At 47.6% G+C, this 15,824-nt stretch carries 12 protein-coding genes; 9 read left to right on the top strand and 3 right to left on the bottom strand.

Going from position 1 to position 15,824, the window contains the following annotated elements:
* Positions 1 to 55 precede the first annotated feature (55 nt).
* From F0265_RS10535 to F0265_RS10575, 9 genes are all read left to right on the top strand, one after another.
* Entirely contained in the window at positions 56 to 4,132 is a 4,077-nt protein-coding gene (locus F0265_RS10535; RefSeq protein ID WP_171748843.1) for a non-ribosomal peptide synthetase, read from the top strand.
* On the top strand, positions 4,129 to 5,718 hold the full coding sequence (locus tag F0265_RS10540; RefSeq protein WP_065742130.1) for an MDR family MFS transporter: 1,590 nt from the start codon (positions 4,129 to 4,131) through the stop codon (positions 5,716 to 5,718). The genes F0265_RS10535 and F0265_RS10540 overlap by 4 nt, the downstream gene beginning before the upstream one ends.
* Positions 5,715 to 6,332, top strand: a complete 618-nt coding sequence (locus tag F0265_RS10545) for a hypothetical protein (RefSeq protein WP_019276646.1) — start codon at positions 5,715 to 5,717, stop codon at positions 6,330 to 6,332. The genes F0265_RS10540 and F0265_RS10545 overlap by 4 nt, the downstream gene beginning before the upstream one ends.
* 69 nt (positions 6,333 to 6,401) lie before the next feature.
* Positions 6,402 to 7,418, top strand: a complete 1,017-nt coding sequence (locus tag F0265_RS10550) for an NADP-dependent oxidoreductase (RefSeq protein ID WP_065742129.1) — start codon at positions 6,402 to 6,404, stop codon at positions 7,416 to 7,418.
* A 34-nt stretch (positions 7,419 to 7,452) separates the two neighbouring features.
* Complete coding sequence (locus F0265_RS10555; protein ID WP_171748844.1) at positions 7,453 to 8,457, top strand: HlyD family secretion protein; 1,005 nt, start codon at positions 7,453 to 7,455, stop codon at positions 8,455 to 8,457.
* Positions 8,458 to 8,459: 2 nt separating this feature from the next.
* Positions 8,460 to 9,221 carry a 4'-phosphopantetheinyl transferase superfamily protein gene (locus F0265_RS10560; RefSeq protein ID WP_171748845.1) on the top strand — a complete coding sequence of 254 codons (762 nt, stop codon included), beginning with the start codon at positions 8,460 to 8,462 and terminating at the stop codon, positions 9,219 to 9,221.
* Between the two features lie 328 nt (positions 9,222 to 9,549).
* Positions 9,550 to 10,206, top strand: a complete 657-nt coding sequence (locus F0265_RS10565) for a response regulator transcription factor (protein WP_006960491.1) — start codon at positions 9,550 to 9,552, stop codon at positions 10,204 to 10,206.
* 1 nt (position 10,207) lies between these two features.
* Positions 10,208 to 11,647 carry an ATP-binding protein gene (locus F0265_RS10570; RefSeq protein ID WP_171748846.1) on the top strand — a complete coding sequence of 480 codons (1,440 nt, stop codon included), beginning with the start codon at positions 10,208 to 10,210 and terminating at the stop codon, positions 11,645 to 11,647.
* A gap of 208 nt (positions 11,648 to 11,855) precedes the next feature.
* Positions 11,856 to 12,047 (top strand): hypothetical protein, encoded by a 192-nt coding sequence (locus tag F0265_RS10575; RefSeq protein WP_006960494.1) that lies wholly within the window; start codon positions 11,856 to 11,858, stop codon positions 12,045 to 12,047.
* A gap of 42 nt (positions 12,048 to 12,089) precedes the next feature.
* On the opposite strand, the gene F0265_RS10580 is transcribed toward F0265_RS10575, so the two are convergent.
* The 3 genes from F0265_RS10580 to F0265_RS10590 form a co-directional block, all read right to left on the bottom strand.
* The gene (locus tag F0265_RS10580; protein WP_171748847.1) at positions 12,090 to 13,901 is read right to left on the bottom strand and encodes a GGDEF domain-containing protein; all 1,812 of its coding nucleotides are present in this window, start codon (positions 13,899 to 13,901) and stop codon (positions 12,090 to 12,092) included.
* On the bottom strand, positions 13,894 to 15,063 hold the full coding sequence (locus F0265_RS10585; RefSeq protein ID WP_171748848.1) for a substrate-binding protein: 1,170 nt from the start codon (positions 15,061 to 15,063) through the stop codon (positions 13,894 to 13,896). Before F0265_RS10585 ends, F0265_RS10580 begins: the two co-directional genes overlap by 8 nt.
* A gap of 134 nt (positions 15,064 to 15,197) precedes the next feature.
* Positions 15,198 to 15,806 (bottom strand): GGDEF domain-containing protein, encoded by a 609-nt coding sequence (locus tag F0265_RS10590; protein ID WP_253809418.1) that lies wholly within the window; start codon positions 15,804 to 15,806, stop codon positions 15,198 to 15,200.
* Between the last annotated feature and the right edge of the window lie 18 nt (positions 15,807 to 15,824).

Genomic DNA, 15,824 nt, shown 5'->3' on the forward strand with positions numbered 1-15,824 from the left:
ACCTTCAGGCTGCCGCACGGCAGCCAAATCTTCCAAATGGTAAAAGGGCACGGCTATGACAACGAAAACGAATCAGATTTTGAACTCTATGGGACTCGAAGAGCTGAAAAGGCTCGCCAGAGAGAAAAAAGCGCAGCTCATGGAAGAGAGCCGTTCGTCAACAACGGAACCAAAACGCAAAATATTCCCTCTCACCAATGCGCAAAAGAGCATTTGGACACTGGATCAGTTCCTCGAAGACAATAAAGCCTATAACAACCCATTGGCGATCACCTGTCACATTGATCACGAGTTCGAGCCAGACAGAGTCGAACGCGCTCTGACGAAAATGGTCAATAATCACGACATATTCCGCACCACGATCCGAGTGGTCGATGGCGAGCCTTGCCAGTGCATCGACAACCAGCCCAGTTTTGATTTTGGTTTTGATGACATTACTGCCATGCCAGAAGCGGATAAAAATCAGTGGGTCATGCGAGTCGCTCGTGAAGAGGGCAGAAAGAATTTTGACCTGACTAACGGACCACTGTTTCGCTGGCGAATGGCAAAAACTCAGCCGGGTGAATATATCATCATGCTGACCTTCCATCATATTATTTCAGATGGTTGGACTGTTAGCTTGTGCTTCAAAGAATTCATGAGCACCTATTTTGGCCAGGCGGTAGATCATGCAGCGCAATTTACCGATTACGCCTTAAAGGAAAGCCGCTGGCTTGAAGAAGGCGAGTACGAACAGGGTCTCAACTACTGGCGAGATAAGCTCAGTGGCGTTCAAGGCGTGCTGGAATTGGCAACCGATCACCCTCGTCCGGATACGCTCAATTTTGAGGGAAGTTATGTCAGCCATCCACTTGATGCGGATTTCTGTCATCAGCTTCAGTCTTGCGCAGCAAAACAGGGGGCCACTACCTTTCACCTGATGCTGGCGGCCTACCAGTTACTCCTACATAAATACAGTAGTCAGAACGACATTGTGATTGGTGTGCCTTTTGCCAATCGTAGTGACGCCCAGACGCAGGAAATGATGGGGCTGTTCATGAACACGCTACCACTGCGCTTTAATCTCAATGATGATTTGACCCTTTCGGCTGTGATAGAAGCAGCGAAAACCGAGAGCGAAGAGGCGATTGCCTATCAGAACGTGCCGTTTAATCGCATTCTAGATGTTGTCGACTATTCGCGAGATGCACGTGTTAACCCGCTTTATCAGGCGGTGCTGACTTATCAGGTTTATCCGCACTCGCGAACCAATACCTTATTTAGCTATTCGCCACTCAAAGTGGATTACGGTGTGTCTAAGTTGGATCTCAACCTATGGATTGAGGAGGACGGCGACGGTTTGCTGTGCACATTTAACTACAGTACAGCGCTGTTTGAACGCGCCACCGTGCAGCGAATGCTGCGTGATTTACACACCATATTGACCGCATTGGTTGAGCACCCACAGCAGTCGATTCAATCCTTGTCACTGGTGACTGAAGATGAACGTCAGTCTCTGCTTAAAACGTGTTTGCCGACAGAGGTAAGTCAATGGTTGCCGGTTCATCAGCAATTTGAGCAACAGGCGCTAGCTTGCTCTGAAGACGTGGCAGTGCGTTGTGAAGGCCGTACACTGTGTTATGCCGAGCTCAATGAGCGCGCCAATCAGCTGGCAGCACAACTGGTCTCGCAAGGTATGAGTCACGGTGAGCCCGTCGCGATACTAATGGAAAAAAGTGAGCATAGTGTGGTGGCGATATTAGCCATTCTAAAAGCGGGTGGTTGCTACCTTCCTATCGACATCAATCTGCCGGAATCCAAAATCGGCTTCATCTTAAACGATGCTAAAGTTAAGCGTGTTTTACTCGTAGGTGAAGTACCCATTGCTTTAAAAGCACTGGCTACACAATCTTCACTAAATTGGGTCGACATTCTGAACACAGAAACGAGTAACACCTCACCAACACACACCAATCAGCTAGATAACCTTGGCGATGGACCAGCGTACATCATTTATACCTCTGGCAGTACAGGGGCACCAAAAGGTGTGTGTGTTCACCATTCCCAACTTAGCCACTATTGCCGAGCGATTGCTCCGGTACTCGAACAAACTCACAGAGCGCGCTATGGCTTAATGTCGTCCTTCTCCACGGATCTGGCTCATACCATGCTATTCCCAGCATTGGTCGGACAAGGCGAGTTGGAGATAGTGACCAATAGCCTACTGGAAAGCCCTGAACAACTCGCCAATTATCTAAAAGATAAGCCTCTTGATTGTATGAAGATCACGCCGACACATTTGTCTGCGTTGTTGAATACCCCGAACGCGCAGCATCTGCTTCCGGAGCGCACATTGGTGTTTGGCGGTGAGCGTTTACCCGTTTCTCTGATTGAGAAAGTCAAAGCGCTCAAACCAAGCTGTCAGATCGTCAATCACTATGGCCCAACCGAGTGCACGGTGGGCGTGACGACATTGACGATTCCCGACAACATCGCGGATTTGGGTTATCAGGTTGCGCCTATTGGGCAGGCCCTCAATGGAAGTCATGTATTGGTTCTCGATGCTCACCAACAACTGCTTCCTGTGGGCGTACCTGGTGAAATTTGTATTGGTGGAGCACAGCTGGCTTCTGGGTACCTTGGCCTCGATGAGCAAACGCAGCGTCACTTTGTTCCCCACCCGTACTTACCGGGTGAGCATCTGTACCGTACTGGTGACAAAGGTCGCCTGTTAGCCGATGGCAACCTTGAATATCTGGGTCGCTTGGATCGTCAGGTCAAAGTACGTGGCTATCGAGTTGAGTTGGCCGAGATTGAGCAGGCTTTAGGCCAGATTGCTAATGTTGAACGTGCGGCGGTTGTTCAGCAGCAAACCGCGGACACCAACCGTTTGGTCGCTTATGTCGTCGCTGGTGAAACTGGCGATCAGGAAGGGATTAAGGCGGATCTGAGACAGCTATTACCCGCTTACATGCAGCCAGAAGTGTGGATGTGGCTCGACGTTATGCCAATCACCGCAAGCGGAAAAATCAATTATCAGGCGTTACCTGCGGCTAAACGGAATGCACAGACATCGGCTTCTGCCCTTCCGAACAACCAAACGCAAGCTCGTTTGCTGACGCTGTTTCATCAAGCCTTGAACACTCAACAGGTCGGTATTGATGACGAGTTCTTCAATCTTGGGGGAAATTCCATCAGTGCATTGAAGCTGTTGATTGAAGTGAATAAAGCGTTCTCTACTACATTGACCCTCGGCCAGATACTGGAAAACAGCAGTGTTGCTCGACTTGGCAAACTGATTGAACAGGTATCCGATAACGCTGAATACGGTTCTTCGATTGTGATGCTCAATCAAGGTAACCCACAGCAGAAGCCGACCGTACTTCTGATTCACCCTGCCGGTGGCAATGTGCTTTGTTACGACGAGTTAGTGAAGGGGCTGAGCAAAGAGTATCCGGTCTACGGTGTTCAGGTGGCTGATTTTCAGGGGTTAGCTGAGTACAACCGCCAAGTGTCGACGTTAGCTGAGCACTACGTGAAGCAGCTCGGCGAACTGACAGAACGTTCTGATTTGATCATCGGTGGTTGGTCATTGGGAGGCACTATCGCTTTTGAGATGGCGTGTCAGGTTCAGGCCTTGACTGGAAATCAGCCGAAGGTTCTGGTTTTTGATCAACCAGCCCCTCAAGTGAACGTCGATAACAGTGCCGCTATGGCTGAGCATGAGCGTCTTGCTTACTTTGCTCACAAGGTAGAGCTGTTTACCGGAACGTCTTTTGATACCTCGGGCCCACAACTGGCGAAGATGTCACAAGCGGAAAGAACACAGGTATTCCTGACGGGCTTTCGTAAAGCGAACTTGGTGCCGGATAATATCAGCGCCGAGGACTTCCAGCACTTTCTCGCCATTCTTCAGGCTCACATGAATGCGACAGATGAATATCAGGGGCAGCGATATTCTGGTCCTGTTGTCGTGGCGGAAGCAGAAGAGATCTTAGCTGGCCGTACGCGATTGAAAGAGTCTGGGCTGGGTTGGCAGGCATACAGCGAGCAGCCTCTGACCGTATTGCCTGCTAAGGGTGATCACATCTCCATGATGAACGCGCCTCACATTGGTGACTTGGCAAGTCGTCTACAGGAGGGGCTGCTTTGAGTACGATCGCACTTTCAAAACCAGAAAGCGAAGTCGTCGTTTCAAGGAAGGAGTGGTGGGCCATCATTGGTGGCCTCATCGGTGGCTTTATGGCAATTCTGGACATCCAGATCACTAACTCCTCGATGAAAGTCATTCAGGGGGCGCTGTCTGCGTCCCTGGATGACGCCTCTTGGCTGATGACGTCGTACTTTACGGCTGAGATTGTTGCGATCCCACTTTGTGGCTGGCTATCAAAAGCGCTGGGAACGGGTCGTTACGCTTTATGGTGTATCGGCGGTTTTCTCGGCTCGTCCTTGCTTTGTTCGATGGCGTGGAATCTGGACTCGATGATTGTCTTCCGCGCTTTGCAGGGCTTTTGTGGTGGCGCATTGATCCCGCTGTCTTTCCGTTTGATTATTGAAATCCTGCCGCTAGAGAAACGCCCTATGGGGATGTCGTTATTCAGTATTATCGCCACGTTCGCTCCAGCGATAGGTCCGGCGATCGGCGGTTGGCTCACTGAACACTTTTCATGGCACGCGATCTTTTACGTCAATGTTTTACCGTCAGTCGCGGCATGGGCACTGATTCAACGTTCAATGAAGCATCCCATTATTAACTGGCAAATCATTCGTCAGGGCGACTTTGTTGGCGTTGTGTCGGTGATGATGTTTCTCGGTACGCTGGAAGTCATTCTGGAAAAAGGTGGCGATGAAAATTGGTTCGATTCGCGCATGATTTGCGTACTGGCGGTGCTCTCTGCCATCAGCTTTGTGATTTTTGTTTATGACCAGATCGTACATCGCAACCCGCTGATTAACATTCGCCTGTTTAAGGAATATCAGTACTCCTATGCTTTGCTCATCTTTGCCATGTTGGGCTCAGCTATCTACGGCACTCTGTTTCTAGTGCCGTATTATCTGACGATGATTCATGATTATAACGCGACAGAAATTGGTCATGTTGTTATCTGGATGGGGCTGCCGCAACTGGTGATTTTGCCGATGATCCCATTTCTCATTCGTCGCTATAACCCCAAGTATCTTATTTTCATCGGTTTCGTTGGTTTGGCCATCAGTGCCTTTATGGATTGCCATATGAATGCTGATTTTGCCGGACCGCAGATGATCGCCTCGATGTTGGTTCGTGCGTTAGGCCAGCCGTTTATTATGGTGCCACTCTCCATGCTGGCGACCCAGAACATTAAAGCAGAGGATGCGGCCTCATCGGCAGTGTTAATCAATGTATTTCGCAGCCTGGGTGGCTCAATGGGTACCGCGGTACTGTCGACCTATTTCACTACTCGGATCGATTTCCACCTCGACTCCATCAAATCCACCTTACTGACAGGTAGTCAGCAGTTTTATCACTATCTGGGTGAGGTAAAGAATCTGTTGGTCAATCAGGGATTGCCATCTGATAGCACCAATGTTCAACAAACTGCGGTGAGCATTCTTGGCGAAAGGATGGCAATTCAATCGCAAATCATGGCCTTTAACGACCTGTTTATGATCATGGGGATCATGATGCTCGCCACCGCCATCATGGTGTTGTGTTCAAACCGTGATTTCCAGCTTCAACTGAAAAAAGAGGAAACAGCATGAGTGATAAAACATCAATGAGTGTCTGGAGCTATCTGCTGTCTTCAGAAGCAAGAATGACCATCATAGTGCCCATTCTGATTTACAACCTGACATTCTGGGGAGTAGGAGCAGGAGCGGCGTTGATTGTCACCGCGTGTTACTCCGCGTTGCTGGAGTTGTTCAGCAAACGAAGTGGTTCTCTGTCCATTATCGCTTTGATTTTGGTTTCGGGCACTATTCATTACCTTTACCTGCATGGTTACACCCTGTTCGGAATTGACCAAGAAAGCGTCTTCCTTTCGGTAGGCGGATCACTGTCTGTCATCGTCGTGTTCGGCTTCTACTCCATGATTGGTCGCCCAGTGGTTCGTACTCAGGCGGAAAATGCGCTTCCTCGTTTGATGCAGTTGCCTGTCTATGGCTCGCCAAAATACGCCCAAGTTTGGCAGGAGATCTCTCTGGTTTGGATTCTCGCTTACGCAGTGAAAGCGCTGCTCGTGATTAAGTTCTCCCGTGATATGCCAGATTACGCTGACTACTTCGTTTTCATTGGCGCTTGGCCACTGACGCTGGCGATGATTGCTTTCAGTTTTTACTGGCCCGGCTTTCGTTGGTCCTCGGAGGCAAGCGCATAAATTTCCAGCTACTTGGCGTCAAGTTACTTGGTATCAAATTACAACACTATAAACTCAATGAGGTGCTTTATGAATCAACTAGTTAACCCATCAATTGTGCTTGATAACCACCCCCAAGGTGCCGCGACAACGGGCAATTTTCGTATCGCCAACCAGCCAATTGGCGAGTTAAAGCCGGGTGAGTTTTTAATTGAAAACACTTGGCTTTCGATGGACCCATATACGCGCCCTCGTCTGAACGAAAACACTGCGTATGTAGAGCCGATCAAACTGGGTGAGGTGATTCAGGGAGAAACCATTGGCAAGGTCGTTGAAAGTAACAGCCCTAAATATCAGGTCGGCGATAGGGTGTTCACTTTTTCAGGTTGGCAAAAATATTGTGTCGGTAACGACGCGGATTTCATGACTTATCGATTGCCGGATACTGAGCTGTCGCCAACGATCTTTCTCAGTGTGGCTGGAACTCCGGGTCGAGCGGCGTACTTTGGATTGAATAAAATTGCCAAACCTAAAGCGGGGGAAACCATGGTGGTGTCAGCTGCTTCAGGTGCTGTGGGGTCGGTTGCCGGTCAGCTTGGCAAAATGGCGGGGTGCCGAGTGGTCGGTATCGCGGGCAGTGAGGAAAAATGTCGTTATGTGGTCGATGAACTGGGTTTCGATGCCTGCGTCAATTACAAGTCTGACAATTTGAGCGAGGAGATTGAAGCCGCCTGTCCGAACGGCGTGGACATCTACTTCGAAAATGTCGGGGGACGTATATCTTCCTTGGTTGCACGTCATTTAAACGAAGGCGCCAGAGTGCCAATCTGTGGCAGTGCAGCGTTATACAACAAAGGCAAAGATGTGGATGCCTCGACGTTATCGCGCTTCTACTCCTCACTGCCGAGTGCGCCGGAAAATCGATTCTTTCTGGTGACTGAGTGGGTTAACGACTATGCCAGCTCGATCAGTTGGCTGACCGCCGCAGCGGAAAGTGGTCAGCTCAAATTTCGTGAAACGGTGACCGAAGGATTGGAAAACGCACCGCAGGCTTTTGTTGATCTATTGGAAGGGAAGCACTTCGGTAAACAACTGGTTCGAGTTTAATGCTCTTCGCCTTTTTTGATTGGTTGGTCGTGCTATGAAAAAAATAATAAAGATTTTGATTCCACTGATGTTGTTGGTTTTGGCTGGCGGTGCCTATTGGTATTACTACGGGCGCTTTTTCCAGACCACCGACAATGCTTACGTTCAAACGGACATTACTAACGTCAGTTCGCGCATCAATGCGGAAGTGGTAAAAATTAATATTAAGGACAATCAGAAGGTCAAAAAAGGCGATTTACTGGCGCAGCTGGATGATCGTGAGTTCGTGATTAAAGAGCAGCTTGCTGAAGCGACCTTGGCGCAAAGTCAGGCGGAACAGTCGAACGCGGACGCGGCGTATAAAATGCAGAAAAGTGCCATCGAAGAGTACCAGAGCAAAGTGACGTCGGCGAAGGCCAAATATCAATACTCACTTCAGCAATACAAGCGTTTGCAGGCTCTAGAGAAGCAAAACTATGTGTCCAAAGGTGAACGTGACAACGGCGCGTCTGCCTATAAAGTTGATGAAGCGGCGTATCTTGAGGCTAAGGCCAGCCTGAAAACGCAACAAGACAAGCTATCGGTACTGGAAAGTGAAATCGAGCAGGCTGACGCTATGGTCAAGCAAGCCAAAGCCAGTTTGTCGCAGGCGAAGCTTGAATTGGGCTACACCCGGATTGTGGCGCCAATAGATGGCGTGATCAGCAATCGTAACCTGCAAGTCGGTATGATGGTGCAACCGGGGCAATCTGTGGTGAGCATAGTCTCTGATCGCACTCCGTGGATTCTGGCGAATTTTAAAGAAACGCAAAAGTCTCGCATGCACAAAGGGCAGTCTGTTGATGTCACCATTGATGCCTATCCAGGGAAGACTTTCTCAGCACGAATCGACAGTGTATCGCCAGCCACAGGCGCCACCTTTGCTTTGTTACCACCAGATAACGCGACGGGCAACTTTACCAAAGTGGTGCAACGTGTACCGGTTAAGATTGTGTTCAATGATTCGGTTCAGGTCGACAACGGGTTATCTGCGGTTGTTACTGTGGATACAAGGCAGTAATTATGGCGACACTATTTCCTGACGTTGACGCCATAGTGGGAGCGCGTGATTCATCTGAGCAAACACGTGATCGGTTTCTCAACAAGGAGCAAGGGTTTCTCATCAATGGCGCGAGTGTTTTTGTGTGCCAGTTTAACCAAAGCCTCTATCACGACACCTTATTCAAGCAGTTCAGGATTCGATGTCCTGATGGGCTTGGCTGCGCGGTAAGCTCAAGACGAGCTGAGTTTCTGGCGGGTCGTTATGCGGCCAGGCAGGCGATATCTGCTTGCGGTGGGTTGGTTGCCAGCGGAGTACAAGTCGGGGTTGGTACAAATCGTTGCCCAACGTGGCCAGACGGAATTCTAGGTACCATTACCCATTGCGATGATATCGCTGCATGTGCGGTGCTCCCTGCTATTCAGAACATCAGGCGCTACATCGGAATGGATATTGAGAAAGTGTTAGCGACCAATGTGGTGCGGGAGATATCCAGCTCCGTTTGTTCTGTATGGGAGTGGCAGCGTCTGGCGTCACTGCCATTTAGTAACGATATCATCACCACAATCATCTTCTCCGCCAAAGAGAGTCTGTTTAAAGCGCTTTATCCCTATATTGGTGAGTATTTCGGCTTTGAATGTGCTCAGGTTAAATGTGTTGACCCATACAAACAGCGCATATGGCTGGACTTATCGCCTTCGCTGATGGCTAAGACGGGTTTTCGAGAGGTGGAGTGCCATTACACCTTGCAGTCAGACTACGTCATTACTTTTCTATCTCAATAGTCGATCTCTTCGGCGAAACAAAATGGAAGTATGTGCATAAACTTATGTACTTAGCATGTTCAACAAGATTAATATAATCAGAGGTTTTCGAACTTCAAGTTGGCGCTGGTAAGGCCAAAAAATGAAATGTTTCACCGTTTATTAAATGTTTTTTAAGTCTGGCTTGTTAGTTTGGATGAATTCCATGTTTGGCTTCTGTGCTCTCCAAAGCTCAAAAGGCCGACGCAGATGGATTGAAAGCAGTGAGACTCAGTAAATAAAACCATCGCTTGTGACCTTCCTTTTATCACTGCTGAACGGGTCACGATACAGAACAGAGATAGATAACATGCGCGTATTATTAGTTGAAGATGACCCTATGCTTGGCAATGCGATTACCGCTTCCCTTGCCAGACATCACTATACCGCAGACTGGGTAACGTCGGGTGAAAGTGCCCTTCACGCACTTCAAACTGACAGCTTCCTACTGGTCATTCTTGATATTTCTTTGCCGGGTATCAGCGGTTTGAAAGTACTCAAAGAGCTCAGGAGTAAAGGAGACAAGACGCCTGTTTTGATTCTCAGCGCTCGTGACGAACTCAATGACCGTGTTTATGGGCTCAATCATGGTGCAGACGATTATCTGGTTAAGCCGTTCCAACTGGAAGAGCTGTTGGCGCGTATGGGCGCGTTGATTCGCCGATCGGCGGGTATGGCTGATGACACTATCGTGGTGGGTGATGTCTCTGTGTCGGTCAATTCGCATAAAGTCGCGGTTGCTGGTGAGTGTATTAATCTGACGCCGAATGAATTTAAAATTCTCCTCTATCTGGTGACGAATGCTGGTCGTGTGCTCAGCAAAACTCAGATACTGCAAAACATGCACGGTTGGGATGAAAGTGCTGGGCTCAATTCGATTGAAGTACACATCCATAATCTGCGCAAAAAAATGCCAAAAGGCACCATAGAAAACATTCGAGGAGTCGGATACATCATCCAACACTAGTATGAGACTGAATTCTGTTAAACGTCGTGTCGCATTGGCGAGCGTGCTACTTTGCCTCGCGGTTATTACCGCGTCCACCATCTGGGTCTATCTTGATACTCGTCAGGCAATTACGGATGTTGATGATGCACGGCTTCAGGACCTCAGTGAGAGTTTCTTAAAGGTGTTGCTGCTGACCGATCCTTCTGTAATTGGTGAAGACCGAAACTCAGACCCAGAAACCGTTTTCGCTAACATCACCAGTAAAACGTCTCCCAAAGACAAGCTAGAAAAATGGTCGCGCGCTAAACTGCTTAAGGACAATTTCGCTTACTTACTGCTGGATTCTAAGGGTGCTGTATTGGCTAGCTCTCCGAATGCGCCACCGGTGGACTTAAAAATGATGCGCCATCCCGGCCTGAATGACATTCAGGATCAGGGGCAGTCCAACATGTGGCGTGGCGTGACCATGCTATTAACGCAACCGAAAACGGGTGAGCCTATGTGGCTCTGGTTGGGTGAAGACAAGCATCTGCGTAGCGAAGTCGAAAACAAGATTGCGATCCCTGCTATTGTGCCAATGCTGGTGGCAACGCCATTCTTATGTTTGCTATTGGTACTGTTTACCTATCATTTGTTTGCACCAATCAGTCGTCTGGAAAAGGAAGTGTCGGAGAAGTCGATTGATAACCTCTCACCACTGAATATTACTGATGTCCCAACGGAGTTGGATAGCTTAGTTAAACGCTTGAACTACTTGTTTGATCAAGTCGATGCCGCTTGGCAAAGAGAAAAACGATTTAACCAAGATGCTGCCCATGAACTGCGTACACCTCTGGCCGTCATCAAGCTTAATGCGCAGAATGCTCTTGAAACGCAGAATGCTGAGGAAAAAGACCATGACCTCAAACAGATTGAAAAGAGCATCACGCGCTCAGAGCGGACTATTGAGCAGCTGCTGACATTGGCAAAAGTCGAGAGTGGACTGGTTGTGGATTTAAGCCAAACCGTCGATGTCGCTGAGATATTACGCAGTGTGATTGCTGAGCTAGTGCCCCTTGCATTGAAGCAACAACAAAAAATCACATTAGAAGCCGATGAGGAAACCTATGCTATTCAAGGCAATGAGATTTTCCTTAACTGTCTGTTTCGAAATCTGATGGACAACGCGATTCGCTACTCCGGTGAGGGAACTCGAATTTGGGCTGAAGTGATTGAGCATGAAGAGTATGTACAGATTGTGATTGCCGATAGCGGTCGGGGAATGAGTCAGATTGATATTGATAGGATCTTTGAGCGCTTTTTCCGTGGTAAAGAAACCCAGAACAAAGCTCAAGGAGCAGGTCTAGGGATGGCGATAGTTGAGCGTGTTATTGCGCTCCATCAGGGAAAAATTGATGTGAGATCTCAAGAGCCGGGTTTGGCGTTTATCATCACCTTGCCAAAGTTCCGTTTAATTTAGCTTCAAATTAGGATGTGGATGTAAGCTCACAAAATCAGAATTCCTGTTAAATGATTTGGCTTAGGCGAAAAAAGGGGCGCAAACAAGGAAGTGTCTGGCTTAACGCTTTGCTAATCTGCAACCCACGCTTAATGGGATGCTTTGACAGTCTGGGATCCTTTTCTACGCTTAGATTCGTGTATACGTAAGATGAAAAGGAGAAGAGAAAATGGCGACATTTAAACAGGACATTCCACATCGCGTTACTGTCTACCACGATGACATTGATCAGGAAAACGCGTTGAAAAATGCCATGCTGCCTGAAAAACCAAGATATTTTAACGGCTCGCCCACCTATCAGGCTGACAGTATTGAAGAGTTCAAAACTCGAATTGGTCAGGTAGGAATGTCGCTCGAATGAAGATTTGAGTCAGTAGAAACAGTTATTCAACATCAGCCCGCACTATAGCGGGCTTTTTGATTCCTGTACTTTAACCTGATTACGCCCGTTTTCTTTTGCCATATACAGGTGTTTATCTGCACTAGACAGTGCTTTGGCAAAGTCATCGTCCAACCATTCCACTACACCGATGCTGACAGTTACTTTGGAACAGACGACCGATCTCAAACTGGCGACCAGCTGAACTTCTACTCGGCTGCGAATTCTCTCCGCCAAACTGGCGGCATCTTCCAGTTGGGTTTCCGGCAAGATTAACGCAAATTCTTCACCACCCAGTCGACCAAAGATATCGGTATCGCGGATCTCACTGGCCACTAACGTACAGAAGGTTTTCAGCACCGAATCTCCAATCGCATGGCCGTAGTTATCGTTAATCTGTTTGAAGTGATCGAGGTCCATCATACATATGCATGATACGGCATTGAGTCGTCGAATATCCTCGGCATGATTGACCAATGCGCGACGGTTGAGAATGCCTGTTAATGGGTCTTCGCGCACCAACTTAACCAGTTGAGATTCTTTGGTCTTGATGCTGTAAGCCATGTCAGAGAAGGCACTAAAGAGCTGGCCAATTTCATCATCTCTGACAGAGAAATCGGTTTTAGCCCGGCCCGTTTTTGAGAGTACCGAGATTCGTCGGCGCAGATCGACGATCGGCGAGGCAATGTAATGGGAAAGATAAAGAGTTAAAGAAGCAAACAAGAACAGAGCAATACACAGATAGAGGAACACCTCGCGCATCAGCATCAAGTTGCTCGACTTGAGTTCCTCCATTGATACATACACCACCAAGTTTACGCCTTTTTGATTATCGGGAATGGATGGGTGGGTATTGTCCACAGAGATAAGATGATTCTGAATATTTAACTCTATGGGTTGGTTTATCAGTATCCCATTTAGATCGTCCCTCATCTGCGGTTTATTGGTCTGATTAAGGCCTGCCTTGGAGAGTGCATCCAACGATAGATGATTAGCGGCAGACAGTGAGCGAAGACCTTGGTTTCGTACCATCAGCACATCTACATGTTGGAGGTTACTCTGAATTAAGGTGCTTTTTATCTGGTAAAGATGGTCTTCAACAATGGTGCGATCCAATACGGCGGTGTAAAAGCCGACGATTTGCTTATCGCATCCAATGAGAGGTCGCGAATATAGATAACTTTCGGTGTCGAATATTAGGCCGAGTTTTGAGATGGTCTCTGCGCTGGCAAGGCTAATGACTTGGCGAGGAAGCCGTCTTCCCTCGCGAATTTTAACCAGCAAGTTACTCAAGTCCCGACTTGCTTGAGAATTCACTTCACCACGCCGGTTAAGCTCAAGCAATTGGCGGAGCGTTTCCTTTTCTAACTTTAGATTCTCTGGATAAGTGGTTTGCCATTCTTGGTAGGAAGTGTGTAGTAGGGCAAGAACGTGTTCCGGCAGAAGAATGAGACCTCTGATGTTTTTGCGCAGTACGTAACGGTTACTCTTGTTGGACGACAAACTAAACGTAGTGACCTGTCCAGATAAGTCTGAAATTGCGAGTGCGGAGAAACCACTGGTGAAGCTCAAAGCGTCAGCAGAAGAGATAGACAAGGAGTTTTGCCCTTTCTTGCAAGTTGTTATCTCGCTACTTAGGCGGTCAAACTCGGTAAATCGCCCTTCAACATAGTGGCTAATTTCATTGGCGCCGAGGGACGAAGAGAGTTGAATAGATTGGAAAATATGGTCGATAGTGAGCTTTTCGCGAGCTTTGTAATAGGCGTAGCTGAAGATCAGCAATGACACTGCTAAAGGTAGAAGTATGATAAAAATCTTTACGCTAAGCTTATTCATTTCCTACAGGTCTTTGATCCTCTGGCTTGATGGTCCCTAACCGTTCGATCACGCTTAGATTACCGCTGGTAAACTGGCCCAAGTACATGGGCAATTCAAAGTGATGATCATCTCTGAGTTTAATCGCCAATTCCCTTTCGTATAGAGTTAGCCCCGGGAGTTGGTTGATGACAGCTTCTTTATCAACCAAGCCCGCTTTTTCTATCGCCGCTTTGAGTAAGTAAATCAGATCGTAATGGGCTTTGCTCGAATAGGTCACCACCGACTCGGAGCCATGGTAGGTTTTATAATCGCTGACGAATTTCTGTAACACAGGTTCATCGTTCTGACTAAAAAAGTGTAGGGCAGTGAGCACGCCTTCCAAAGAGTCATCATCAAGATTGGACAGATAGGTTTCATCGGCGGCAAACGCAACGATTTGAAGAGGTCGGCCAAATTCAAAGGACTTCAGCTGAGATAGGAAGGTAAAGCCATCGACACCGGGTAAGATAAGCATCAGTGTTTCGGCACCAGAGGTTTTGATGTGCTCGAATACAGAAGTGAAGTCTTTTACGCCAAATGGGGTGAATTCTATATCAACGACGCGACCCTGGTGCTCATTGACAGAGTTAACGATACTTTTAGCCATTCGATGTGGCCAGATATAGTCATAGCCGAAGATATAAAAATTCTTACCTACGTTGTCGATCAAGTAAGGAACGATAGGTTCAATGTAATGCTCCGGGATGGCGCTGTAGCAAAACAGGTAGCGATTAAAATGTCGGCCTTCATAATCGATCCCGTAAAACAAAGGGGTTTGGAATGTTTCCGCGACTTCGGACATGGCATAACGAGCAGCGCTGCTAACAGGGCCAAATAAGGCAAATACTTGGCTTTGTTGTACTAACTCACGGCTGTACTTTACTGTTTTTGCAGGGTCAGTCTGGTTATCACGGATGATGAGCTCAAGTTGTCTGTCAAGCACCCCACCATTAGCATTAATTTGGTCAACGGCGAGCTGAGCGCCTTTGAGTGCCTGTTGACCATATATAGCAAAGGTCCCTGTCAAAGGTAGGACAACACCGAGCTTGATATTGGGCTGCTGCGGAAGGCAACTGGTCGTGAGCAGCAAAACAGATGCCGCGAATACATGTTTCACGATACGCCCAATCGATGCCACCATAAGCTACCTTGAGAATCCTTTCTCACATTCTATTAATAAAAGTTTAAAAAGCGCATTTAGTAAAGCGTGGTCAGGGGCGTGCGTGCGATTCCATCGCTTGCAAAGCAGGTTAAGTAAAGCGATGCCAAGCCAGCTTAGGCTTCATTAGCCTGAGCGGGTTTACGTCCTCTAGAGGTTGCTCTGCGTCGCTTCATCAGATACATATTCTTGTCGGCTCGGGTGATTGCTGAAAACAGTTCGCCTTTAGCACTACCTGAAACACCATAGCTAAATTCAATTTCAGAATTTGCTACGTATCCTAGTAATTGCTCAATAAAGTCACTGCTACGCCCAGGTTGAACATAAGCAATAAACTCATCTCCGCCATATCGAACCAAATATTCATTTTTGAGGATGCAGTGAGATAAGTATCGAGCAAATAACACGAGTAAGGCGTCACCGTAATCATGGCCAAGCGTATCGTTGATAGATTTAAAATTATCAATATCCAGATAGATGACGTCGTAATCTTTTTCTGGGATCTTGCGCATGAACTTTCGATTATTAAGTTGGGTCAGGTGATCTTTTTCTGATTCCTCTTTGAGTTTGAAATATAACGAGGATACGCCAGATAGCATCAAAATGTGCGCAATTAGCAGCGTTGTCGACGAAATTAGCAAAACTTCATCTTTGTGAGCAGAACTAATAACTGGCCACGACAACTGACAATAGTTGATGAATAGCTCAATGATCATCGAAATCATAGCTAATAAACATCCATA

Origin of the sequence: Vibrio sp. RE88, from assembly GCF_013113835.1 — a bacterium.
In the GTDB taxonomy this organism is placed as follows: domain Bacteria; phylum Pseudomonadota; class Gammaproteobacteria; order Enterobacterales; family Vibrionaceae; genus Vibrio.